This window comes from Maribacter zhoushanensis, from assembly GCF_029350975.1.
GTDB lineage: Bacteria > Bacteroidota > Bacteroidia > Flavobacteriales > Flavobacteriaceae > Maribacter > Maribacter zhoushanensis.
The window spans coordinates 169810-195999 of record NZ_JARKMR010000003.1 but is presented as its reverse complement, the minus strand read 5'-3'; the positions used below and the strand labels follow the sequence as shown (position 1 = coordinate 195999).

Here is a 26190-nt window from a genome sequence, read left to right as displayed (position 1 = left end):
TATTATTCAACAACTTTAGCTTTCTGCTTCGCATTTTCATTACGCTCAATAGAATGACCCGGTCTAGACCATTTTGGTTTTTCACCCAAAGAATCTAGTTGAGAATCTTCTGCTTCTACCGTTTTTGGCTGTGACACTTTTGTAAATGGCTTTTGCGGATTTAGACCTAACATCTTGAACATGGCCATATCTTCATTTACATCGGGATTCGGAGTAGTCAACAACTTGTCGCCAGCAAAAATTGAATTTGCTCCCGCAAAGAAACACATTGCCTGCCCTTCTCTACTCATTTCTGTACGACCTGCAGATAAACGAACTTGAGTTTCTGGCATTACAATTCTTGTTGTAGCTACCATACGTATCATATCCCATATAGAAACTGGCTCTATATCTTCCATTGGTGTACCTTCTACGGCAACTAATGCATTAATTGGCACTGATTCTGGTTGCGGATTCAATGAAGTTAAAGCTACCAACATACCTGCTCTATCTTCTAATGCCTCACCCATACCAATAATACCACCGCTACAAACGGTTACATTACTTTTACGTACATTTTCAATAGTATCTAAACGATCTTCAAAGGCACGTGTAGAAATAACATCTTTATAGTAATCTTCTGAAGTATCTAAATTGTGATTGTAAGCGTATAAACCAGCTTCTGCCAAACGTTTTGCCTGATTCTCCGTAATCATACCCAAGGTACAACACACCTCCATATCAAGCTTGTTAATGGTACGCACCATTTCTAATACTTGATCAAACTCAGGACCATCTTTTACATTTCTCCATGCAGCACCCATACATACACGAGAACTACCTGATGCTTTTGCCCTTAACGCTTGAGCTTTTACTTGAGAAACGGCCATAAGGTCATTACCTTCAATATCCGTATGATAACGTGCAGCTTGCGGACAATAACCACAATCTTCTGGACAACCGCCTGTTTTAATTGAAAGCAGCGTAGAAACCTGCACCGTATTAGGATCATGATTTTTCCTGTGTACAGTTGCAGCTTCGTAAAGTAGCTCCATTAAAGGCTTATTGTATATTTCTAGGATTTCTTCTTTTGACCAATTATGTCTTGCTTCGCTCATATAATCTTAGGTTGTTACCAGAGTTCAAAAATAACGGAATTTAAATTGAAAAAATAATTGGATGTTTTTAAAATAATGACTTACCGCTCATTTCCATCATCTGTTACAATTACTTATTCATTTTTACTTATTAAAATACTGACTGCATTACCACCAAAACCTACAGCGTTTACAAGTATTTTTCTAAGGTTTCTTTCTTTGAATTTCTTCTCTAAAAAAGGAACCGAAACCATCTTATTGTTCTGCAACATTAAAACCGCCAACTCTAAATTCAGCATACCTGACGTCGCAAATGTGTGACCAATCTTCCACTTATTTGTGGTCAATTGAGGCATATCATCGCCAAAAACTTCTTTAATGGCATTATATTCTGATGAATCTCCTTTTATAGTACCTGGTGCATGCATAACTATTGCATCTACCTCAGCAGAATTGATATTTCCCAAAGCCATATTCATGGATTTTTGAAAACAAATTGCATTTGCAGAAATAGAGGTATTATGCTTTAATATTTCAGTGGCAAATCCCACTCCTTCAATCACTGCTAATGCATTTTCCACCACTCCTGCCTCTAGACAAGCTACAGATGCCGCTTCACCCAATATCATGGTATTATATTCCTTTTCCATGTTCAATGACTGGCACGGGTAACTTTGGCTACGCTCAGTTACCTTTGAAACATCAACTACCAATCCCGAGTTTGACTCCGGTGCTTTAGCATAAATTTTCAATGCCTTCATTTGGGCAATGGTAAAATTGGTCAGCGGAGCTTCACTGGCACCTACTAAAAACTTGCCTGACATTCCGCTATTTAACCACGCCACACCATTCAAAACCGAATGTAAACCAGTAGAACAGGTAATGGAATGCGATATTTCTGGTCCGGTTGCGCCTAAATCATGAGAAACCCATGATGATATATTACCAAGTGTGGTAGTAGGTGAACTTAAGGTCGATGAAATTCCTGTTTCCAGAAATTCTGAATGATAGGCTTCGAACAATTTTGTAGCCCCTCTAGAGGACCCCATATTGATTCCGAATTCTGAAGTATTCTTCCAACCAGATTGTGCTACTGCCATTCTTGATGCCACCATAGCAAATAAAACACTATCATCTAGTTTTCGATATTTACTATCAGATTCTCTTAGTTCATCTACCATTAATTTTGCAGATGCAGATATGCCTGCCACCCAAGTTTTAGAACCATTTATTTCTGATAAAGAAAAGTAATGATTGTCATTCTGATATGCTTTCCACGTTTCTTCTAATGTGCTCCCTAATGGAGAAATCGAAGCTATGGATGTTATAGATATTTTTTCTTTCAATTTCTTGACTAAAATGTATTGAATGCCTCTGTAATGGCATCGTAAACCTTTTGTAATTCTTGATTTGTAATAACAAATGGCGGTAACACATAAACTGTATTACCTAACGGTCTTAGCAATACCCCTCTTTCTAAAAAGAAGCCATACAACTCATCCCGTAAATTACCATAGCGTTCCGTTTCAATATTGAGATCTATGGCTAAAATTACACCCTTGACGCGAACATCTTTCACTTTTTCGTGATCTTTAATTTTATCAGCGAATGAGTTATGTAATTTTTCAATATCAGCTCTTCTCTCTAAAATCTCTGGAGAATTCAATAGTTTTATTCCTGCCAATGCCGCCGCACAACCTAATGGGTGTGCACTAAACGTATGTGCGTGAAAAAAGCCTTTATGAACCTCATCACTTAAAAAGCGATCATATATTTTCTGCGAACAACTTGTAATACTTAAAGGAAACATGCCTGCGGTCAATGCTTTACTTAAGCAGATTACATCGGGTTTGTTGGTTAAATTATCAGAAGCAAAGTTCTTTCCTGTTTTACCGAATCCGGTCATTATTTCATCGGCAATACACAAAACCTCATATTTCTGACATAGTCCAATTAAAGCATCTAACCCTTCAGTGCTATGAAATTTCATACCTGCGGCACCTTGTACCAAAGGCTCAAATACGAAAGCTGCGCACTCGTTTTCATTTAAAATTTGGGAAAGCATACTTTTAACCTCCTCTAAATTATCTTCTTGTGGAACAGGAATTCGAACGACTTTTAAAAGAAATTCTTCAAACGGACCATTATAAGAGGACAAACCAGATGCACTCATTGCCCCAAACGTATCGCCATGAAAACCATCTTCAAAAGCTATCAACGTATCTCTTTTTTCGCCATTATTGTGAAAATACTGAAGTGACATTTTAATTGCCGCCTCAATAGCTGTAGAACCATTGTCATTGAAGAATATTTTTGCCTGATTTCCAGGTAAAATTTCCATTAATTTTTCAGACAATTCTATTGCCGGCTCATGCGTCAAGCCACTGAACATTACAAAATCTAACTTCTGCATTTGCTGGGTCATTGCCGAGATTATATCTTCATTTGCATGACCGTACATAACGGTATACCAAGATGCAATTCCGTCAATATATTCTTTCCCCTCTTCATCAAACAATAAAGCACCTTTTGCCCTAGTTATTGGTAACTGTGGCTTGCCCAACTTATGCTGGGTTAATGGATGCCATAAATATTTTTTATCTCGACTCGATAGATTTTCCACTTTCATAGAATTTATAATTCTTCATTTTATCTATCTTACAAAGATCGGGAAATAAACTGCAATAAATAAGTGCTGTAGAAAGAAACAAAAATGCCTTTTATTTCTATGTCAATAGAAATTTTTTGTCTTCAAAGGTATAACAAGACAGTTAATACGCATTTCAACTTAATACACGGCTTTTAATCTTTTATGATACTATTTAAGGGATTACGCAGATTTTACACCTTCTAAAGACTAGAGTACCGATAGAAAACCATCAAATTAAAAAAATGTTGAAGTCAATATGTTCAAAAAGAAGATCAAGTTTTAAATATGGAAATTCTTAACATTAAAAAAGCAGAATAAAACTTGGTTAAAGTGTTTTCAATATTCCTTGAAATTTATCTGCATATTTTTTAATGACCTCTTTGGTAAATTCTTTTTCTTCGTCTATTCTACCAATTAAAGACACTCCTGTTTTATGAAGAATAATATTTTCTGTATGCGGGTTGGCCTCTCCACTAAACAGTACCGAAACTTCATATCCTTTTTGCAACAACCACTTAATGGTCAAAAGTGTATGGTTTATACTCCCTAAATAATTTCTAGAAACTACCACTACTTTATAATCGGGCATAATGATATCGAACATAGTGTCTTCATCATTTAACGGAACCAAAATACCTCCAGAACCCTCGATCACCAAGTTATTTTCTGTTTCTGGCTCAACAATATGAAACCGATCTATTTCTATACCTTCTATCTCCGCTGCAGCATGCGGACTCATAGCCGCTTTTAGGTTATAACTACTTTCGTGAAATCTTGAGGTATCATTTGATATGAGCCTTTTTACCTTATCAGTATCTGTATTATCTAAATCACCAGCTTGTACAGGTTTCCAATAATCTGCCTTTAATGCCTCGGTAAAAATTGCCGATGCAATTGTTTTACCCACTTCAGTTGAAATTCCTGTTACAAATATTTTCTGCATTACTTATTACTTTGAATTAGTGATCATGCCACAATTTAGGCACTTATATTTTCTTTTTTCAAAAAATGGAAAAAGTTTATAAAATAATCCTGTGCTGTTATAATATGGTTCTGATTTCTTAGCCTTACAATTTGGGCAAATAATAGCCTCACCATCAATATCTACGGCATAAGCTCTTATATCGTCATAAATGGCAATAGCTCTTTCTTTATCTCTTGTATACACCTGTAATTTAACACCACCAATGGCATTACTAATTAACGGATCAGAATTTAAGGTATTTTCATCTCTTAGAAATACGGGTATACCCTCAGACTCTAATTTACCTTTTACAATCTGTACATCGGCAACATATTCAAAAGATGCCAACTGATAAAATTTATCTTCCATATTCTTAAATAAAACCAGCCAACAATTTTACCAACAACCCTATTTCTTCTTTAGAATTGAAACTATGTAAACATATTCTTAATCGTTCTTGACCTTCTGGTACGGTTGGCGCAAGAATTGCTTTAATATTAAAACCTTTATCGATTAATTTTTTCGACACCAGTTTCGCTTTTTTAGAACCAGAAACAATACACCCTTGTATGGCAGTATCACTAGGTATAAAAAACTGTTCAATTTTATGCATACCTAACTGTTCCTTAAAAAATTCTATATTCCCTTTTAATAGCTCTTTTGGATCTTCACCTAATTCGCCCATATACTCATGAGCGGTAATAATTGTGGCTAGCGTATGTGGCGTTAACGCTGTAGTATAAATGAACGGCTTGGCAAAATTCACCAAATAATCTTTTAAATTTTCAGCACCAAGTACCGATGCTCCATGACCGCCAAAGGCTTTACCAAAAGTTACGGTTCTGGCAAAAACATCTTTTTCTAGACCTAATTGCGGTATTAACCCTTCTCCATTCTTCCCCAAAATACCAACGGCATGCGCTTCATCTACAATGAAGTTATAACCATTAGCTTTTGTGAATTTTACAAAAGCTTTTAAATCTGGTGTATCGCCATCCATGGAAAAAACGCTTTCCGTAACAACATACACAGCACTATCTTCATATTCGTTTCTAGCAATATTCAATGCTACTCTCTCTTTTAAGCTCGATAAACTATTATGTGAGAAACTGTATGCTTTTGCATGACTCATTCTTATACCTTCTCTTATACTAGCGTGAACAAATTCATCATAAAACACTAAATCTCCTCTTTGGGGCAAAGCACTAAACAAACCCATATTGGCGTCATAGCCAGAATTAAAGACCAAAGCGGCTTCAGATTTGTAAAAACTAGCCAATAAGGACTCTAACTTAATATACAATTTGTGATTACCTGATAAAAGCCTTGATCCTCCAGAACCATTGGAAGCTACACTTTCTGTAAGCAACAATTGAAACGTTTTAGAAAACAAAGTTTCATTAGTGGCAAAACCTAAATAATCATTGGAAAGAAAATCAATTAAACCTTCTATAGAATTTAATGTGCGAAACGTGTCTTCTTTTTTACGGGTTGCTAGTACGCTCAGCAATTTTTTTGGCAGTTGGGTCATATCGCAAAAATAGCTTTTCTATGAAATGAATCTTCATATTATTAACGAATTACAATATTTTTTCTCAGCGTTATATCTGTTCAAGTAAAAAAATATCGGTATTTTCTTAAAATCACTATTAATTTTATATTTATATTATTGATTAATAATCACTTACAAAGACTAAAATATGCCTAATTATTAAAAAATAAATCGATAAATTAGTGTGCAAAACAAACTTAAAGCATATTTTTGCCTCTTTTTCTAAAGAAATTTCCTACTTTGACGTTAAAGTATTAGATTAACTTAATTGTGTTTTGACCAGGATTAGATGAAAGGGGATAATATCTTAGATACTAATAGACTAAATGCATTGATGTCTTTCGACATTATGGATACGCCTCCAGAAGCGATCTATGACGAGATAACATCATTGGCATCTTCTATTTGCAACACCCCAGCAAGTATTATATCATTGGTTGATGATAAAAGACAATTCTTCAAATCTCATTTAGGAGTAGAAATAAACGGAACACCCTTAAAGGACTCTTTCTGCAAGCATCTTATTATAGATGATATAGATACGTTAGTTGTAGAAGACATGCATAAAGACAAAAGGTTTTCTAACTATAACATGGTTAAAAACGACCCCAATATTGGCTTTTATGCAGGTGCATCCTTAACTACAGAAAATGGAGAAAGACTTGGAACGCTTTGTGTGCTAGATTATGAACCAAGGCAGATTAACGAAAAGCAAATTGACAGTCTAAAAACACTTGCAAAACAAGTTGTACAATTATTTGAACTTCGTAAATCTAAAAAAACAGAAGAAGATCAAAAATTAGACTTAGAACGAAAAGGAAAACTTTTAGACAATATTGTCAATGCTACGGGAATTGGCATATGGGAGCGAAATCTAAATGAAGATCTGCTTACCCTTAATGATCAAGCTCTTGAAATTTATGGAATTAACAGAGATTCTTTATCAGAATTTAATACTGATATTTGGTTTGATCTTATACATGATGAAGACTTACCTGAAGTAAAAAGAAAAATGTTAGCTTGTTTTACCTACCCTTCGGTAGGTTGTAGCGTACAATACAGAATGCTACAAAATGATGGCAATTACAAATGGCTTCAAGAAATTGGAAAAGTACTTCAATGGAGCGATGATAAAAAGCCACAATTAATGTACGGTACCGTACAAGATATTACCGAAAAGAAAAGTTACACCAAAGAACTTCAAAGGATTAAAAACAATCAAGATGCAATGATCAACAGTTCTCGTGATCTAATGTGGTCCATTGATCTAGATTTTAATCTTATTACTGCAAATACCGCTTTTCATGATTTAGTTGAAAAAATTCAAGGACATCCTTTTAAAGAAGGTGACCCTGTTTTTTCTGATGCCGTACCTCAACAAGTAACAGATAAATGGAAATCATATTATCAGAGAGCACTTACCAACGGTAGGTTCTCGGTAAAACAGAAAATTCAAAACCCAAAAAAGTTTTGGACTACCTATGGTCTTACCTCTTTTGATCTTATGTATAATAAAGAAGGTGAAATAACTGGTATTACCTGCTTTTCAAAAGATATTACTTCAGAAGTTTTATCACAACAGGTACTGATCAGTGCCAAAGAAGAAATGCAAAAGATAATGGATACCTCTTTAGACATTATTTGTACTATTGACGAAGAAGGGTATTTTTTAAGTGTAAACCAAGCAAGTAAAGCTATTTGGGGATATGACCCTAAAGATATTATTGGCACCAATTATATGGAGCTAGTTCATGAAGATGATAAGCCTAGTACAAAAAATTCTGCCGCCACTGCTACTTCTGGCAAGAAAGTGTTGAATTTTGAAAATAGATATATTCATAGAGACGGGCATGTAGTACCCATGCTTTGGTCATCTAACTGGGATGAAAATGAGGGTGTTTTTTATTGTATTGCAAAAGATAATACCGAAAAGAAAAAAGCCGAATTTCAGCTTGAAAACAGTGAACGTAGATTTAAAACCTTAGTACAGGAAAGTAGTGACATTATATCTATTATAGATTTAGAAGGTAATTTTACATATGTAAGCCCTAGTACAACAAAAATACTAGGTGCCGCTCCAGAAAAGTATATTGGCACTAACGCATTTGACTATATACATATAGATGATTTAGAAAGGGTCAAAGAAAAATTTAACTCTATAATAGATAATTATTCTATTGAAATAGATTCGTTTAGATTTAGAGATATCAATGGTGAATGGAAATGGTTTGAAAGCATAGTAACCAACCAACTCAATGAACCTTCAATAAGCGGAGTAGTAGTTACTACACGAGATATTACTGAAAAGAAAAAGGCTGAAAAACAATTAGAAAATAGCGAACGACGATATAAAACTTTAGTTCAAGAAGGCAGCGACATGATCTGTATAGTTGATGAAAATGCTGTTTTCTCTTATGCCAGCCCAACTTCCACCAAAATTTTAGAGATCACACCAGAAGAATTTGTTGGGCGTAATGCTTTCGACTATGTACATCCAGATGACCATGATTATGTATACAATGAATTTATAAAGATTATAGATTCTTCACATATAAACATTAAACCATTTAGATTTAGGCACGGTGCCGGTCATTGGGTTTGGTTAGAAACCGCTATAACCAATAAAATAGATGAGCCCACCATTAAAGGTATCGTCGTCAATTCTAAAGATGTTACCACCAAGGTGCAACATTTAAGGGCTATAGAAGCGCAAAATGCCCAACTTAAAAAAATAGCATGGACCCAGTCTCATATAGTAAGAGCTCCCGTTGCTAGATTAATGGGCTTAGTAGATCTTTTAAGAGACGACAAAGAGAAATTAAAATCAGAAGAAAGAGAACAAGTTCTTAATTATATAATCACCTCTGCAGATGAAATTGACCATGTCATTAAAGACATTGTTGAAAATACCATTAACGCAATTGAGATAGAAGATATTAAATGAATTACCAAATATTACTTATTGAGGACGACCCTATATTCACTTTTTTACTAGAAAAAGGAATTAAACATGCAGATTTAAAAGGCGAGACTATAAGTTTTTCTAATGGAAAACCTGCAATAGAATATTTGACAAACGAATATTCAGACCAGAAAAACTACATTATTTTTCTAGACTTAAATATGCCTGTAATGAACGGTTGGGAATTTATGGACCAGTTAGAATCTTTTGCTTCTACTGATAATTGTATGGTATTTGTTCTTACCTCATCTGCCTATAGGCATGATATAGAAAAATTAAAGAAAAAAGCCTTAGTAGCCGACTTTGTTACCAAACCAATTACAGAATTTTTATTAAAAGGAATAAAAGATAGTATTGAAGATAGGTTTGAAAAAAATCAAATCATATAATCCACTTTTCTCTAATTTTACTTTTGTAGATTCATACATAAAATAGCTTCATTATCTTAGCTAAAAATCATTGTATGCGCTATCTCCTATTTATATTATTTTTTACCCTACACGCTGTTCAACTAATTGCACAGACTAATTCTTACACAATCTCTTTTGAAAATGCCGTTCATCATGAAGCTAATATTTCAGCTACATTCCCAGATATAACTTCAGATACGCTATCTCTTAGAATGAGTAGAACATCGCCAGGCAGATATGCACTTCATGAATTTGCCAAAAATGTGTATAATTTTACAGCTACTGATGCTAATGGTAATGCATTAAAGGTTTCAAGAAAAAACCCATATGAATGGAAGGTTTATGGACATGACGGCACCGTAAAAATTGAGTACATCCTGTTTGCAAATAGAGCAGATGGCACCTATTCGCAAATTAATGAAACCAATGCACACTTAAATATACCTGCTACATTTATGTACGCTCCACAGCTTAGCAACAGGGATATTACGGTAGATTTTAAAATAAGAGCGGACTTAAACTGGAAAATAGCCACCCAATTACCACATGTAAAAGGTACTATCTACAGCGCACCCAATCTATATTATTTTATGGATAGCCCAACGCTGTTAAGCAATCATAAAGTGAGGGAATTTGAGGTAGATGGGCAAACCATTACACTAGCATTACTAGACCCAGGTACTGAAGAAGAAGCCGACACCTATTTTGAAAAAGTAAAAAAAGTTGTGCTTGCAGAAAAAGATGTTTTTGGGGAGCTTCCTAAATTTGATTACGGCACTTATACCTTTTTAGCCTGTTACATGCCAAATGTCTCTGGCGATGGCATGGAGCATAGAAATTCTACTATTTTAACCAGTACCAGAACTTTAGCAAACAGCGGTATGGAAAGAAATATTGGTACGGTATCCCATGAATTTTTCCATAGCTGGAATGTAGAACGCATTAGACCTAAATCTTTAGAACCATTTGATTTTAAAGGAGCCAATATGAGTGGCGAGCTTTGGTTTGCAGAAGGTTTTACCAGTTATTACACCAATCTAATTTTATGCCGAGCAGGATTGATCACTCCAGAAAAATATGTAGAAGGATTAACAGGTACTTTTAACTATGTTTGGAATTCACCTGCCAGAAAATTTTTCAACCCCATAGAAATGAGTCATCAAGCTCCTTTTGTTGATGCGGCAACTTCTGTAGACCCGGTTAACAGAGAAAATACATTTATCTCTTATTATTCTTACGGCAGTGTTCTTGGTCTTGCGCTAGACCTTTCTTTACGTGAAAAGGGATTGAATTTAGATGATTTCATGAAACTGGTTTGGACTACCTACGGTAAAACGGAAAATCCATACACTATTGAAAATTTGAACCAAACTTTGAACATGTATGCCGGCGAAACATTCGGCAATAACTTCTTCAACCGTTTTATTCGCAAAAGCGAAATGCCGCAGTATAACGAACTATTTAAAATGGTAGGCGTAAGTTTATCTCAAGACCCAGAAGTGGCTTATTTTGGCGCTGCTGTATCTATTACAGATGATTTAAACGGCGAAATTAGAAGCAACACAAAAATTGGGAGTCCGGCTTATATTGCCGGCTTAGACAAAGGTGATATCATTACTTCAATAAATGGCAAATCATTCCCTAATGGTATTCAATTTAGTACGTTTATCAAAGATGAATTTAAACCAGAAGATATTCTTTCAATAACATTTTTACGAGATGGTATAGAAAGAAAAGCAGAGGTAACCTTAAGCTCTGATCCAAATTATACCATCAGCTTAGTTGAGAAAAATGAAAAAGCTCCTTCAAAAAAGGTATTAAAAGCTCGTAAAGCTTGGTTAAAAGTTGACTAAATGAATTTGATATATACGACCGCCACAACCAATGAAGAATTAATACAGATTCTTTCTTTACAACAGATGAACTTAAAATCAACTGTTTCTGATTTAGAAATGGAACAAGAGGGTTTTGTTACCGTTCACCATACCTTAGATATTCTTACCAGAATGAATAACGCCTGCCCACATATTATTGCGAAAGATGGTGATAAGGTAGTTGGTTATGCCCTTTCAATGACCGAAGATTTTAAAGATGAAATCTCTGTTTTAAGACCAATGTTTTCAGAAATGGAAAACGTTAACATTCAAAATTTCATTACTATGGGGCAAATTTGTGTTGCCAAAACCCATAGGAAAATGGGAATTTTCCGCGGACTTTACAACGCCATGAAAATTGCCTCCTACCCAACTTACGATGCTATTATTACAGAAGTTGACGCCACTAACAGCAGATCCTTAGGTGCTCATTATGCCGTAGGTTTTGAAAAAATATGCACTTACAGTTCTTTGGGCCAAGATTGGGAATTGATTTCTTTGAAGACTTCATAAAACCATATATCTTGTAATTTATTATTGTTTTTCGATAATTTTTATATATTTGTTATCGTTAAACAATAATTATATTATGAAAAGTCTTCTTACTGCACTCAAATGGCTTATTAATTTTTTAATTTTCTCCGTACTAATATCTATAATTTTAAACTTAGGTGATTTATCAAAATACGTTCTTACAAAATTTGATTTGCTCCAATATTCCGGCGAAGAAAATAGCTGGATACTAATGCTTCTAATTCCTTTACTAACTGTTTTATTACAAGGTTATATATTCTGGCTTCTTTTTAAATTAAGAAAAGTAATACCTGGATTTAAAACCGATACAATATTTACAGAAAAAAATAGTGCTATTTTTAGAAAGGTCGGTAACGGACTAATAACCTATTCTGTTTTAATTTTCTTTATAAGATTAATAGAAAAATCCTTTGAAATAACTTTAGAATATGGTGTTTCAGCATCATATACCTTAGGCAAAAATTTTGGAACGGCACTAAGCGGAAGAATATCACTTTTAGTAATCGCTATTTTTCTACTTATTATAGCCCAATTAATTAAAGAAGGCTATCGTCTAAAACAAGAAAACGACTTAACTATATAAAAAGAATAACATGAAAATATTTGGTCCAAAATCACTTTCAGCATTCTTCTACTATATATTTAGAAGTATTACAATTGTACTCTTGGCTTTTCTAACCTATATGGAATTTGCTTTTATTACCGATAGATTTACGATCACAGACGGTAGATTTAATATGAAAATTCCTTTGACAGGAAGCTCTATTGATGGCAATTATCACTCTAGTGATATACTAACTATAACTCTAATTCTCATATTTGGAATTCTACTGCTCTATTTACTTTCTAACATTTTTAAAGCCTTAAAAAAAACTGTCATATTTAATAAAGGCATCATTAAAAATTTAAAACTCTTAACCATCCTAAATTTAATTATTGGTCCTGTTTTATACTTTCTAATTCATTATCCAATAATGCATAAGACTGAATTTAGAAATATTCACAATCTTATTCTGCTGATTATATTTGGAATGATCTCCTTGTTTCTAACTTACATGTTTCAAAAGGGCTTTAACGTACAATCTGAAAACGACTTAACCATATAACCATGAGCATAGTCGTTAACTTAAATACTGTACTAGCAGACCGTAACCTTAAGAGTAAAGAACTCGCAGAAATGATCGGCATTACAGAAGCCAACCTTTCTATTCTAAAATCAGGCAAAGCTAAAGCAATTCGTTTTTCTACGTTAGAAGCTATTTGTAAGGCATTAGACTGCCAACCTGCAGATATTCTTGCTTATAAAAAGGAATAAAAAAAGGCTACACTTAAAAGTATAGCCTTTTTAATTTATACTAAATGTACTAGTTAATCTGCCAGTACAATTACTCTATTATTCTTAAGCTCTATAGTTCCGCTAGAAATTTGTAATACTGTATTTCCGTTAGCATCTTTAGTGAACTTAGAGGCATATTCTTCATCTAAAGTGATATTACCTGCAACCTTTACCTTACCTTCTTGTAACAATGATACAATTGGGGCGTGGTCTTTCATCATTTGAAACTCACCATTTATACCTGGTACCGTAACCGAAGTTACTTCACCTGCAAATAATGTTGCCTCTGGTGATACAATTTCTAAATACATACTTTTCTAGTTGTTCGTTGTTCGTTGTTCGTTGCTGGTTTATTCTTTAACAAACCCGGCCACAAACTTATAACAGTTTAAGCTTCAGTCAACATTTTTTCACCAGCTTCTATAGCCTCTTCGATAGTACCTTTAAGGTTAAAAGCAGATTCTGGCAAGTGATCTAATTCACCATCCATAATCATATTAAATCCTTTAATAGTCTCTTTAATATCTACTAAAACACCTGGTATACCTGTAAACTGCTCTGCAACGTGGAAAGGCTGAGATAAGAAACGTTGTACACGTCTTGCTCTACCTACCGCAGACTTATCTTCTTCAGATAATTCTTCCATACCTAAAATGGCAATAATATCTTGAAGTTCTTTATAACGTTGTAACAACTCTTTTACTCTTTGTGCACAAGCGTAATGCTCATCACCTAAAATATCCGCAGTTAAAATTCTTGATGTAGAATCTAGTGGATCTACCGCTGGGTAAATACCTAGCTCAGCAATTTTACGAGATAATACGGTTGTTGCATCTAAGTGAGCAAACGTTGTTGCCGGTGCTGGATCCGTTAAATCATCCGCAGGTACGTAAACCGCTTGTACAGATGTAATAGAACCTCTTTTTGTTGATGTAATACGTTCTTGCATAGCACCCATCTCTGTTGCCAAAGTTGGTTGGTAACCTACCGCTGATGGCATACGACCTAATAATGCCGATACCTCTGAACCAGCTTGTGTAAAACGGAAAATGTTATCTACGAAGAAAAGTACGTCTTTACCCTGACCTTCACCTGCTCCATCACGGAAATACTCAGCAATCGTTAAACCTGAAAGGGCAACTCTAGCACGTGCTCCTGGTGGCTCGTTCATTTGACCAAAAACGAATGTCGCTTTTGAACCTTTCATTGCTTCTTTATCAACTTTGGTCAAATCCCATCCGCCATCTTCCATAGAATGCATGAAATCATCACCGTATTTAATAATACCCGACTCTAACATCTCACGGAGTAAATCATTTCCTTCACGAGTTCTTTCACCTACACCTGCAAATACAGAAAGACCACCATGACCTTTTGCAATGTTGTTAATCAATTCTTGAATCAATACCGTTTTACCTACACCGGCACCACCAAATAATCCAATTTTACCACCTTTTGCATAAGGCTCGATCAAATCGATTACTTTAATACCTGTAAATAATACTTCGGTAGAAGTTGAAAGATCTTCAAATTTTGGCGCTTCTCTGTGTATTGGAAGACCATCTTTACCTGCTTTAGGCAAATCACCTAAACCATCAATAGCATCACCGATAACATTGAACAAACGACCATATACATCATCACCTACCGGCATTTGAATCGCACTACCTGTAGCAACTACATCAACCCCTCTACTTAGACCATCGGTAGAATCCATTGAAATAGTTCTTACCGTATTCTCGCCAACATGAGATTGTACTTCCAAGACCAATTTTGATTTATCCTTATTTTCAATTTCTAAGGAATCATAGATTTTAGGAAGATCTGCACCTGACTGAAATTCTACATCAACTACGGGTCCAATGATTTGCGAAACTTTACCTGTAACTTTTGACATTACTTATATGTTTATTTATTGCGTTTTATAAAACCTGAAAAATACTCTCATTTTCAGGCTGCAAAGATACTCTTTTCAATTTTAAAGAAAAATTGTTTTTTTTCTTTTTTAAAAAAGAAAAAAGGCACTTAAAAAGTGCCTTGTAAATCTTAATATTTTAAACCCATTTATTGAAGTGTTGCCGGGTAGTTGGTAGGATAATCACCCACATTTAACAAATTACCTGATTCTTTAAAATTTGAACCATAAGTAGCATCAATTGCTATCATAAACTCATTTGCCAATAATGCATAACCTCTAGCAGTAGGATGAATACCATCTAAAGAGAAGGCTCCACCGGTCACTAAATTTGATTGTAAAGTGAAATCGCCACTTGTAATACCACCATTTGCCAATTGATTCAATAACGTATTTGCATCTACCAATGCCAAACCTGCTTGGCTAGCTGTAGCCGCAATAATTTGATTGAAAGCTTCAGTAGCTACGGCAATCTCTTGTTGCTCTTCAGGTATTAAAACCCACTTATCTTCTAACGGAAGCGTTATACCTTCAACCGAAAACTGACCAGCTAATGCCTGTGGCAATCCTGCAGCCATTAACGCGCCTACTGATTCTACATTTACCGTTCCTATAACCGTTGAACTAGGTAAAACGAACAAGTCATCTGCTGTTGCTTCTCTAGATTGACCATAAACACTTCCTAATAATCCAGCTACTAAAGGTGCAGCTTCCGCCGGTAAACCAAATGATTGTACAAAAGCTGGAAATGTTGGACTACCACCTAACACAGCAGCAATCTGAGCAGATAAATCAGTTAACTCTTCATCCTTAATAATTACCTCACTTGCTTGGGTTTCTGAAAACTCAATGGAACGCTCAGGCACACCTAAAAATGCATAAACTTGATTTAATTGACCAAAAATTCCATTTAATGTAGCAATCTGAGCTCCAAAAGATTCATCCGTTGGATCTAGAGGATTATGTGGTACGGTAGTAAAATGAGGCACATCTGTAACATTAGGAATGTTTGCAACTACACCTTGTGCTCCACCAGCTGTTAGCGTTGCTATCAAAGCACCGTAACTACCATCAAAACCTTGACCTGGCGCACCAGAAACAGGCGTAATAGGATCAGTACCGTCACCACCTGTAGTAGCATAACCTAATACATCATTATTACCTATCCATAGAGAGAAAAAACTAGGCGCTTGGCTTACTGCCATTTCTAACACACTTATATCTGGTGTTGCACCAGTCATTCTTACAAAATATGGATTTGCTAGACCTAGTTGTACATTACCTATATTTCCATATCCAGGAGCCAGTAGATGAAAACTCTTGGCACCAGGCACACCTAAATTATTAAAAGGACCTGTTGGGTTGTTCAGTGCAATATCCGTGGTTACAGTAACATCACCAATTACAGACTCTAAAGGAACCGGACCCGCACCTCCAAAAACTAACCTTGGGCTTTGAATTCTTGTTCCAGCTAGTGCCAAACCACCAATATTATCATTAGTCAATGGCTGTGTAAATGTACCGCCGCCTGCAAGACTAAATTTTTGAGATAATAAGTTAGGAAGAGAAAGACTCTGACTGGCTTGAAATAATGCCCCATCAGTAAAACCTGCCGTTAACGAATTTCCTAAAGAAACATAATTAGAGAAATCTGCCGAACCAGCTGTTAATGCCGGTAACTCTTCTGCCATTACTTCTGGCTCAAGATCAACATCTTCAGGATCATTACAAGCCGTAAAAGCAAATATACCTAAAGAAATATATAAATATTTTAAGTTTTTCATTTCAACTTTTGATTTTAATTAGTTGTTAATTGTCCAAGATAAATAGTACATAGAACCTATGAAGCCAGTACCGAAAGCCGTATAATATTCTTTATTAGTAAGGTTTGTACCTCCTAATTTGAAAGAAGATTTAATACTTGGAACATCATAATTAATTTGAGCATCTACAACATGGAATTCAGGAATTACTCCATTACCAAAAGTAGCTTCCCAGAAATAATCATCACTAAATCTATAGGATACATTAAATCCGAAATTTTCGAACAATTCTTTGTTACCGAAAGATGCCTTGAACTTATGTTCAGGTGTATTGAAATTCAACATTACATCAGGATTTGCCTCACGGTCAAAATCCAACTTGGTAAATGTATAACTACCACCTAGATCAAAATTACCAAGTACTTTCATATTCAGACCTAATGAAGCTCCATATGAATTTACATTAGCATCTGTATTTGTATAAGCACTATATGCCTGAAAATCTCCATTTGCTATTGCAGCTACAGAAAGTCCGCCATCACCAACTTCCCCGTAGAAAGGAGCAATAACCACTTCTTGAGATATAAAATCTTCATAGCTGTTATAATAGGTACTAAAGTCAATAACCAGTTTATCTACCTTACCTCTATATCCAATTTCAAAAGAGGTCACTTTTTCAGGTTTGATCAAATCTGGATTAGAAACTTCTAATACCGCCGGATTGCCTGTTTCACCTAATTCCGTAACAGAAGCTGCAGAATAAGAATTAGTATATGCAGCACCACCAGTTTGGGTAATCTCTGAAGGTTGACCTAAAAGTTGACCACTAGCACTTATCTCATAGTCTCTTGAATAACGATCTAAATTATCTTCTGCAGACCCCACTAAGATAGCTCTACCTGCATTTAAGCCAATAAATAAATCTTGAGTAGTAGGATTTCTAAAGCCCGTTTGTGCAGAAGCTCTAATATTATGGTTTCTATTTAAGGTATAACCTGCAGATAATCTAGGAGAGAAAAAACCATCAAAGAGCTCTGACTTATCATATCTAACAGAACCTGTTAACTTTAAACTCTTTTCGCTTTCAAAAGGAATTGTTTTTTGAACTTGAGAGTAAATACCAAATTCCGAATATCTAATTGGTCCGTCAAAATCTGTATAAATAGTACCAGATGAATTTAAATCATATTTTCTAAAAGATCCACCTACTTGAATTTCTGCCCAATCAATTAAATGACTAAAGTTATAGTTACCATCTGCATGGTAATATTTTGATGCATCTTGAAACTTAGACCCTGTAGATAAATCTGGATCATTTACACTTCTGTTGAAAGCAGCTTCAAATTCTGGTGTACCTGGTAAAAATCTACCAGATTCTGCCTGAGCTCTTGCAGCAGCATGTGCTTGCTCATCAGTAGCTCCAGATAATGTAGCTTGTACATATGCACCTGTATATTCACCAAACCATGTATTATCATCTTTCCAAGCTCTATTGATATTAATACCTGTAAACACCATATCATAAGAATCACCAGACTTATCACCAACAACATAACCTCTTACAAAGAAGTTATCGTTTCTGATTTCAAGTTTATGCTGTTCTTGAAAGAAGCCTTTGATGTTATATCTGTTAGTACCTTGGTAAATTGTATTACCAGTACCTACTTTACCCACATATGAAAGCTCCAAACTATTATCCTCTATAGGTCTATAATATAAACCCCAATCAGCTTTTATACTTTCTGCATTATAATTGGTAAGATCACTTTCATTATAACCTGTTCTACTTACAATTTCTGAAGGCACCAATGCATTTGCACCAGAAGGCAAAATTCCTAACCCTTCTAAGGTAAGCGCTACTTCTTTTATGTTAGTAGAAACCTCATCACCATAAACGTTTACACCATCATAGTTTAAATTTGCTCTTGTTCCACCAGGCGTTATTTTATCATCTGTATTATTAGCTGCCCAGTCTGTTCCTTTCAAATAACCGAAATTAACTTTAGCCGCAAATTTATCGCTGAACTTATGAGCCGCTCTAATACCAAAATCGGTATAAGAATTATCACCAGCCGCTTGTTGCGACGTAATACCTTGTTTAATAGATACGCTTATACCTTCATAATCAAACGGGCTTTTACTACGCATAAACAAAATACCATTAAAAGCATTTGCACCATATAACGCAGAAGAAGCACCTGGCAAAAGCTCTACACTTTGCACATCTGTTTCAACCATACCTACCAAGTTACCAATAGGGAAGTTTAGCGCGGGTGTGGAGTTATCCATACCATCAACAAGTTGCATAAAACGGGTATTCGCAAAAGATGCAAAACCCCTGGTATTTACCGACTTGAACGTTAAACTGTTCGTATTTACATCAACCCCTTTCAAATTCTCTAATCCACCATAAAAATCAGCGGCCGTAGTATTCTTAATTTCAGAAATACCTATTCTCTCTACGGTTACAGGAGATTCAAAAATACGCTCTGGTGTTCTAGAAGCTGAAATAACAACTTCATCTAAAAAGGTTTGCGATTCGTTTAAGGTTATTGTGATTTTTTGGCTCGCACTCGTAATACTTTCTGTAGTACTCGTATACCCAATGCTAGACACCTCTATCTTAAAAGGTGGCACTTCGGATGTAGCCAAATTAAAATTACCATCGAAATCTGTTACTGTTCCAATGGTTTTGCCAACAATAACAATATTGGCCCCTGGGATGGGCGAGTTGTTCTGGTCAACAACATTACCACTGATATTGGTTTGAGAGTACCCTAAAGTACCCACAATCATCAATGCTAAAAGAAGTATTGCTCTCATTCTTTATCAAAGTTTAAAATTAGTTGAGGGTTAAGATACAGATAATTTCACATGGATAATAGTAATTTGAAAAAAATTATGCACGCATAGTATTATTTTGATAATTAAACGATTCATTTATTGGGATATACGCAATTAACTTTTAAATAACATTTCACTGAAAATTGAACAAAAACCTGCAAATACTATTAAAAACGATAGTATTATTTACATTTTACACTACATAAACATATAAAAAAAGGGACATGAAATGAATCATGCCCCCTTATATAACTTAAATAATAATTTATTTATTCTACCGTCACCGATTTAGCTAGGTTTCTAGGTTGATCTACATTACAATCTCTCATTACTGCAATATGGTACGAAAGTAATTGCAAAGGAATTGTTGTTAAAAGCGGAGTTAAACTTTCTAAAGTTTCCGGAACCTCAATAACATGATCCGCTAAATCTTTAACCTGCTCATCACCTTCTGTAACAATTGCTATAATTTTACCTTTTCTAGATTTTATCTCTTGAATATTACTTACAACCTTTTCATAATGCCCTTTCTTAGTCGCAATTACAAAAACTGGCATTTGTTCATCAATCAATGCAATCGGACCGTGCTTCATTTCAGCTGCTGGATACCCTTCTGCATGGATGTAACTTATCTCTTTTAATTTAAGTGCACCTTCTAATGCTACAGGGAAATTATATCCTCTACCTAAATAAAGACAGTTAGTTGAATCTTTATACACATCAGCTATAATTTCTATTAGCGTATTAGATTCCAAAGATTTCTCTACCTTACTTGGTATCGTCTCTAGCTCTGTCAAATATTCTCTATACTTTGTTTCAGAGAAAACACCTTTTGCCTTCGCTAATTTTAAAGCCATAAGGGTTAAAACTGTAATTTGAGTCGTAAATGCTTTTGTAGAAGCTACCCCAATTTCAGGTCCCGCATGCGTATAAGCTCCTGCATCTGATTCTCTTGCAATAGAAGAACCTACAACATTACAAACCCCGAATACGAATGCTCCTTTTTCTTTAGCTAATTTTATAGCTGCCAAGGTATCTGCAGTTTCACCAGATTGCGAAATTGCAATTAAAACATCTTTATCTGTAATAACAGGGTTCCTATATCTAAACTCTGAAGCATACTCTACTTCTACAGGTATTCTTGCCAAATCTTCAAATATATACTCAGCAACTAAACCAGCATGCCATGAAGTACCACATGCTACTATAATAATTCTATTAGCGTTTAAGAATTTTTCCATATTAAGATCAATCCCTGCCATTCTTACCAGACCCTGATCAGCTAACAAACGACCTCTATAAGTATCTTTAATAGCTCTAGGCTGCTCATAAATCTCCTTTAACATAAAGTGATCATAACCGCCTTTTTCAATCTCCTCCAGATTCATTTGAAGCTCTAAAATTCTTGGATATGCAACTGCATCTCCTTTAATTTTTCTAAGCTTAATCTCTTTTCCCAACCTTATAATAGCCATTTCCTCATCTTCAAGATAAACGGCATTATTAGTAAACTCTATAAATGGTGAAGCATCTGAAGCTATAAAAAATTCGTTATCACCAATACCAATAGCTAATGGACTACCTAATTTGGCAACCACAATCTCATCTGGTTTTTCTTTATCAAATACCGCAATGGCATAAGCACCCACTACTTGGTTCAATGCAATCTGAACTGCCTTACCAAGTTTGACGCCTTCAGTTTTCTTAACCTCTTCAATAAGATTGATCAATACCTCTGTATCTGTATCTGATTGAAATGTATATCCACGCTTAGTCAGCTCTTGCTTAATGGCTTCATAATTTTCAATGATACCATTATGTATAATAACAAGGTTTCCTGAATTGGAATAGTGTGGGTGAGAATTAACATCATTTGGAACGCCATGTGTTGCCCAACGTGTATGCCCGATACCAATACTCCCTGCCTGAGATATTTCTTTAGCTTTATTTTTTAAATCCTCAACCTTACCTTTTGTCTTAGCTAGATTGATTTGATTACCGTCATATAATGCAATACCCGCACTATCATAACCACGATATTCTAATCTTTGAAGTCCTTTTATAATAATAGGATAAGCATCCCTATGACCTATGTAACCAACAATTCCGCACATATTGATATTTCTATTTGAAAATATTTATTTTAAAACCTTTAGCTTAAAAAGTAAACATAAAGATATATATCATTTAAGTAATACAACGTTAATAATGTAGAAGTGGTATGTCATAAACTAAATATAATGACAACGACGATTATTTAATTGTTTACTGGGCTTTAGTATATGATATTTCTAATTTTAATCTTTTATCAAAATCAGGATCAGCAGCATCTATATTACTACCGAACAATACAGTACCTAATGGAGTTACCGTTGAAGTTATTGGCAATTCTTCTTCACCGTCATTAACTTTAGCATCTGCTATATTCCAATTTTGAATATTCGTCGTTAACGTTAAGCCTAAAGTAGCATTCGTAGAATCTCTTACCACCATATTATTAATATGATCCGTAATTTTTACCGAATACCGAACTCCTTTGCCGCTAGATTTCTCTATAACCCCATCATAATCTGGATAAAATGCAAATAAATTTGGAGTCCCTGTCTCGGCAAATGCCACATCTGTAGACGTATTTATTAAAGGAAATTTATTTTCTGAATTGTACAAATATAATCTTGGAGGCTCTAATGTACTACCTGCAGCATCCAACTGATCTCTATCTATATAGAAAACCAAATTTGCTTCATTAATTACCCAATTTTCACTTTTAATTTGTTCAATAATACTTTCACCACCATCTTCTTCGAATAAATTAATTTCAGCATAAGTACCCGGGCCTCCTTTCAAATAAATTCTAGAAGCATTTTCACCGTTATCTAAAGTTTGAATAATCTGAGGACCGTATTCCTCTGTTAAAATGGTATTTACAGCATTACCAGAAACAATACCACTTGTACTCAATGTTAAAAATGAAAAGGTAAAATCCTTTTCCAATATATTATTAGGATTATCATCACTAGTGTCATCAGTAGTACTATTAGTATCATAGTTGGTATAACTATAAGTCATAGTAATGTTGGAACTATTCAAGTTGAACATAAAAAGCACATCATTACCAGATTCATCTTCTATAGAAAAATGAAGCCCCCTAATAAATTCAGTAAAGTTAGCTTGACTAATTAATTCTGAACTTCCTTCTTTGTCCAAAATGTTGGTCTGAAAAAATTCATTATCCAACGCAACCCTAATACCCGGTTGTAGTTTTGTAAAAGTTAAAGACTCATCTACATCCTCAGTTGAATCATCGTCTTCATTCTGAATTAATATTTCTTCATCAATAATTTCAACTAGACCTTCAAATAGTGGATCACCAGTAACAAAATCAGGAGAAAATACTTGATTTGAATAATATTGTTGTGCTTCTTGAAAACTAGCATTTGGGTCTAAATCTCGCAAGAAAAAAGTTGAACGCTCAACCTTTAAATTAAAAGAAGGTATTGGAGTTTTAGAGACATTATCATAGTTTATACCATTAATATAAATACTATCTATCTCTACTTTTTCAGCGAAATTATCTGAAAAAATCGTTGATCCGTCAAGGTCATTAACACCATCACGATCCTCATCAACACTAGAACCATCCAAAGGATCCGTATTAGATGCCGTCTCTATAATATTTGAAACACCATCGCCATCATTGTCATTACTACTATCGTCTGGATCCAAATCAAATTCATCTACCACACCATCACCATCACTATCCAAAGAACTAGTGTTTGTTAAAAATGGTATATACAGATAAACTTCTTTTATAGTTTCATTTTCTTGAACGGTGGTTATTGCCTCATCTGTAGTACCCGCCCTATCCTCTTTATCTTGAGAAAAACTTCCAAAAGAAGGGTTAGCCGTACTTAAATATAATTGCGAAGTTACAGATGCCTCTGTTTTACCGTAAATAGGATCATTATATGTACCCAGTTGATAAATATCAAGTTTATTGGTCTGAACCGCCTCAATGTTCTTGTTGAACACAAAAACATCATACACTTCTGTACCGGTAGTAAAAGGCTCGTTACCAACAACACCAGACCCAACAGTAGTTAAATCTTGCTCACATGAAACCAAAATACCCAATATCAATAACAACCCTAAAAACTTAGGGAAAGCGGACTTAGCAATAAAATTCATTCAGATTATTTTAAAACTTCGGTGTTATAAAAATTAGCATATGCCTCTTCAAATTCTTGAACAGGTACATATGGCAACACTGGTTTTTCTTGGCTAGATATATGGTTTTCTAATTCATCAGGAATTTCTTCCGAAGCTAAAATAACCGCATCAGAATAATCAACAGCTACCTTTAACAAATTATTATAGGTAGGTTCTCCTAAAGATGCAATTTCTTCTTCTGGAATACCATCAAAAGATATTCTCTTGATCATATCCTTATCCAAAGAACCTTCAAATGTTTTGCCGTAAACCGAAAGTACAATTTTGCTATCTGCAAAAAGTGGTTCATCTGAGTAATATTTCTTTAGATACAATGGTAATAAACTTGCCATCCACCCATGAACATGGATAATATCTGGTGACCAATTTAATTTTTTAACCGTCTCCATAACCCCTTTTGCAAAGAAGATTGCACGTTGGTCGTTATCTGGAAACAAATTGCCTTGTTTATCCGTAAAAGTAGCTTTACGCTTAAAGTACTCTTCGTTATCAATAAAGTAAACTTGGATTCTTTCTTTTGGTATAGACGCTACTTTAATGATCAATGGCATATCCATATCATTAATTACCAAGTTCATACCTGATAGTCTAATTACTTCGTGTAATTGATGCCTTCTCTCATTAATGTTCCCGTATCTAGGCATGAAAATCCTAATCTGACCACCATTGCTGTTGACCATTCTAGGTGCTTCATAAGACATTAGGGAAACTTCGTTTTCGGGTAAGTAAGGAACTAATTCAGAAGATACAAATAATATCTTTTTACCATTCATAAAGGTTATATTTTATTTTTCACTGAAACGCAACTGCAAAATTACAAAAAATATAGAGATTAGCAGTAATTATAGTAAGTTTGCTCGCTAATGAACTTTTCAATGCCGGTAATACAGACCAAAACCAAGCTAAAAGAAACACTTAATAAGTTAAGCAATCAACAAGACTTAGGTCTTGTACCCACTATGGGCGCACTTCATAAAGGGCATGCATCGCTTATTAAAAAAGCTGTTGAACAAAATGAAAATGTAGTAGTAAGTATTTTTGTCAACCCCACACAGTTCAACAACAAAGAAGATTTAGACAAGTATCCAAAAACAATTGATGCAGACATACAACTGATTTCTGCCATCTCAGATAAAATAATCATATTCACTCCAGAAGTTTCTGAAATATACCCAGACACGATTGTTCCAAAAATTTATGATTTTGAAGGATTGGACAAGGTTATGGAAGGTGAATTTAGAGATGACCATTTCAATGGAGTTGGCACTATAGTAGAAGAATTACTAAATGTTGTACAACCTTCTAGAGCATATTTTGGAGAAAAAGATTTTCAACAATTACGCATTATTCAAAAACTTACTGAAATACAGAAAATTCCCGTAGAAATAATAGGCTGCGAGATTGTTAGAGAGGACCATGGTTTAGCTATGAGCTCCAGAAATGAAAGGTTGAGCAAAAACACAAGACAAAAAGCTTCCTTTATTTACGAAACCTTAAAGACTGCCAAGAATAAATTTGGCACGGAAAATGCATTGAATGTAAAAGATTGGGTAATTGATCAATTTAAAAATAATGACGATTTTCAATTAGAATATTTTGACATTACCGATGTTGAAACATTGACCCCAATAAAGAATAAATTAAATAATTTAAAATACAGGGCGTTTATTGCCGTTTATGTGGAAGACGTAAGGCTAATTGATAACATAGCCCTAAATTAAAATAAGATATGCAAATAGAAGTAGTTAAATCAAAAATACACCGAGTAAAAGTTACCGGTGCTGATCTTAATTATGTTGGCAGCATTACTATCGATGAAGATTTAATGGATGCCGCAAATTTTATTCGTGGCGAAAAAGTTCAAATCGTTAATAATAATAACGGTGAAAGATTAGAAACTTATATTATACCAGGTCCAAGAAAAAGCGGTGAAATCACTTTAAATGGCGCGGCAGCAAGAAAAGTAGCTGTTGGTGATATTCTAATTTTAATTTCTTATACTTGGATGGATATTGAAGATGCCAAGAAATTTAACCCTTCATTAGTTTTCCCTAATGAAGAGAACAATCTTTTAACCTAA

At 34.6% G+C, this 26190-nt stretch carries 22 protein-coding genes; 9 read left to right on the top strand and 13 right to left on the bottom strand.

Going from position 1 to position 26190, the window contains the following annotated elements; translation table 11 throughout:
* Positions 1-2: 2 nt before the first annotated feature.
* The 6 genes from bioB to PXD56_RS11260 all read right to left on the bottom strand — a co-directional run bounded on the left by bioB (position 3) and on the right by PXD56_RS11260 (position 6221).
* Positions 3-1097 (bottom strand): biotin synthase BioB, encoded by a 1095-nt coding sequence (gene bioB, locus PXD56_RS11285; RefSeq protein ID WP_276493451.1) that lies wholly within the window; start codon positions 1095-1097, stop codon positions 3-5.
* Positions 1098-1210: 113 nt separating this feature from the next.
* Complete coding sequence (locus PXD56_RS11280) at positions 1211-2422, bottom strand: beta-ketoacyl synthase N-terminal-like domain-containing protein (RefSeq protein ID WP_276493450.1); 1212 nt, start codon at positions 2420-2422, stop codon at positions 1211-1213.
* Positions 2423-2430: 8 nt separating this feature from the next.
* Entirely contained in the window at positions 2431-3705 is a 1275-nt protein-coding gene (gene bioA / locus PXD56_RS11275) for an adenosylmethionine--8-amino-7-oxononanoate transaminase (RefSeq protein WP_276493449.1), read from the bottom strand.
* Between the two features lie 346 nt (positions 3706-4051).
* Positions 4052-4669, bottom strand: coding sequence for a dethiobiotin synthase (gene bioD / locus PXD56_RS11270; RefSeq protein ID WP_276493448.1), 618 nt, complete (start codon positions 4667-4669; stop codon positions 4052-4054).
* 6 nt (positions 4670-4675) lie between these two features.
* Positions 4676-5059 (bottom strand): putative signal transducing protein, encoded by a 384-nt coding sequence (locus PXD56_RS11265; RefSeq protein ID WP_276493447.1) that lies wholly within the window; start codon positions 5057-5059, stop codon positions 4676-4678.
* 4 nt (positions 5060-5063) lie between these two features.
* Positions 5064-6221, bottom strand: coding sequence for an aminotransferase class I/II-fold pyridoxal phosphate-dependent enzyme (locus PXD56_RS11260; protein WP_276493446.1), 1158 nt, complete (start codon positions 6219-6221; stop codon positions 5064-5066).
* A gap of 310 nt (positions 6222-6531) precedes the next feature.
* Between PXD56_RS11260 and PXD56_RS11255 the strand changes: the two genes are divergently transcribed.
* From PXD56_RS11255 to PXD56_RS11230, 7 genes are all read left to right on the top strand, one after another.
* On the top strand, positions 6532-9186 hold the full coding sequence (locus PXD56_RS11255) for a PAS domain S-box protein (RefSeq protein ID WP_276493445.1): 2655 nt from the start codon (positions 6532-6534) through the stop codon (positions 9184-9186).
* Positions 9183-9593, top strand: a complete 411-nt coding sequence (locus PXD56_RS11250) for a response regulator (protein WP_276493444.1) — start codon at positions 9183-9185, stop codon at positions 9591-9593. Before PXD56_RS11255 ends, PXD56_RS11250 begins: the two co-directional genes overlap by 4 nt.
* A gap of 74 nt (positions 9594-9667) precedes the next feature.
* Positions 9668-11467: a M61 family metallopeptidase gene (locus PXD56_RS11245; RefSeq protein ID WP_276493443.1), complete on the top strand. Its 1800-nt coding sequence runs from the start codon at positions 9668-9670 to the stop codon at positions 11465-11467.
* Positions 11468-12001, top strand: a complete 534-nt coding sequence (locus PXD56_RS11240) for a GNAT family N-acetyltransferase (RefSeq protein WP_276493442.1) — start codon at positions 11468-11470, stop codon at positions 11999-12001. It begins immediately after the preceding gene.
* 76 nt (positions 12002-12077) lie between these two features.
* Positions 12078-12605 carry a DUF2975 domain-containing protein gene (locus PXD56_RS11235; protein WP_276493441.1) on the top strand — a complete coding sequence of 176 codons (528 nt, stop codon included), beginning with the start codon at positions 12078-12080 and terminating at the stop codon, positions 12603-12605.
* A 10-nt stretch (positions 12606-12615) separates the two neighbouring features.
* Complete coding sequence (locus PXD56_RS18630) at positions 12616-13128, top strand: DUF2975 domain-containing protein (protein WP_420828446.1); 513 nt, start codon at positions 12616-12618, stop codon at positions 13126-13128.
* A gap of 2 nt (positions 13129-13130) precedes the next feature.
* Positions 13131-13337, top strand: a complete 207-nt coding sequence (locus tag PXD56_RS11230) for a helix-turn-helix domain-containing protein (protein WP_276493440.1) — start codon at positions 13131-13133, stop codon at positions 13335-13337.
* 53 nt (positions 13338-13390) lie between these two features.
* Here the strand turns inward: PXD56_RS11230 and PXD56_RS11225 are convergent, their stop codons facing one another.
* The 7 genes from PXD56_RS11225 to PXD56_RS11195 form a co-directional block, all read right to left on the bottom strand.
* Complete coding sequence (locus PXD56_RS11225; protein WP_276493439.1) at positions 13391-13669, bottom strand: F0F1 ATP synthase subunit delta/epsilon; 279 nt, start codon at positions 13667-13669, stop codon at positions 13391-13393.
* A 77-nt stretch (positions 13670-13746) separates the two neighbouring features.
* Positions 13747-15255, bottom strand: a complete 1509-nt coding sequence (atpD, locus tag PXD56_RS11220) for a F0F1 ATP synthase subunit beta (RefSeq protein ID WP_276493438.1) — start codon at positions 15253-15255, stop codon at positions 13747-13749.
* A 167-nt stretch (positions 15256-15422) separates the two neighbouring features.
* Positions 15423-17057: an SGNH/GDSL hydrolase family protein gene (locus PXD56_RS11215; protein ID WP_276493437.1), complete on the bottom strand. Its 1635-nt coding sequence runs from the start codon at positions 17055-17057 to the stop codon at positions 15423-15425.
* Positions 17058-17075: 18 nt separating this feature from the next.
* Positions 17076-19859: a TonB-dependent receptor gene (locus PXD56_RS11210; protein ID WP_276493436.1), complete on the bottom strand. Its 2784-nt coding sequence runs from the start codon at positions 19857-19859 to the stop codon at positions 17076-17078.
* Between the two features lie 290 nt (positions 19860-20149).
* Entirely contained in the window at positions 20150-21994 is a 1845-nt protein-coding gene (glmS, locus tag PXD56_RS11205; protein ID WP_276493435.1) for a glutamine--fructose-6-phosphate transaminase (isomerizing), read from the bottom strand.
* Between the two features lie 151 nt (positions 21995-22145).
* Entirely contained in the window at positions 22146-24068 is a 1923-nt protein-coding gene (locus tag PXD56_RS11200; protein WP_276493434.1) for a DUF4270 domain-containing protein, read from the bottom strand.
* Between the two features lie 5 nt (positions 24069-24073).
* Positions 24074-24883: a glycogen/starch synthase gene (locus tag PXD56_RS11195; protein ID WP_276493433.1), complete on the bottom strand. Its 810-nt coding sequence runs from the start codon at positions 24881-24883 to the stop codon at positions 24074-24076.
* A 90-nt stretch (positions 24884-24973) separates the two neighbouring features.
* Between PXD56_RS11195 and panC the strand changes: the two genes are divergently transcribed.
* Both panC and panD read left to right on the top strand, forming a co-directional pair.
* Entirely contained in the window at positions 24974-25831 is an 858-nt protein-coding gene (panC, locus tag PXD56_RS11190; RefSeq protein ID WP_276493432.1) for a pantoate--beta-alanine ligase, read from the top strand.
* An 8-nt stretch (positions 25832-25839) separates the two neighbouring features.
* Positions 25840-26190: an aspartate 1-decarboxylase gene (gene panD, locus PXD56_RS11185; protein ID WP_276470845.1), complete on the top strand. Its 351-nt coding sequence runs from the start codon at positions 25840-25842 to the stop codon at positions 26188-26190.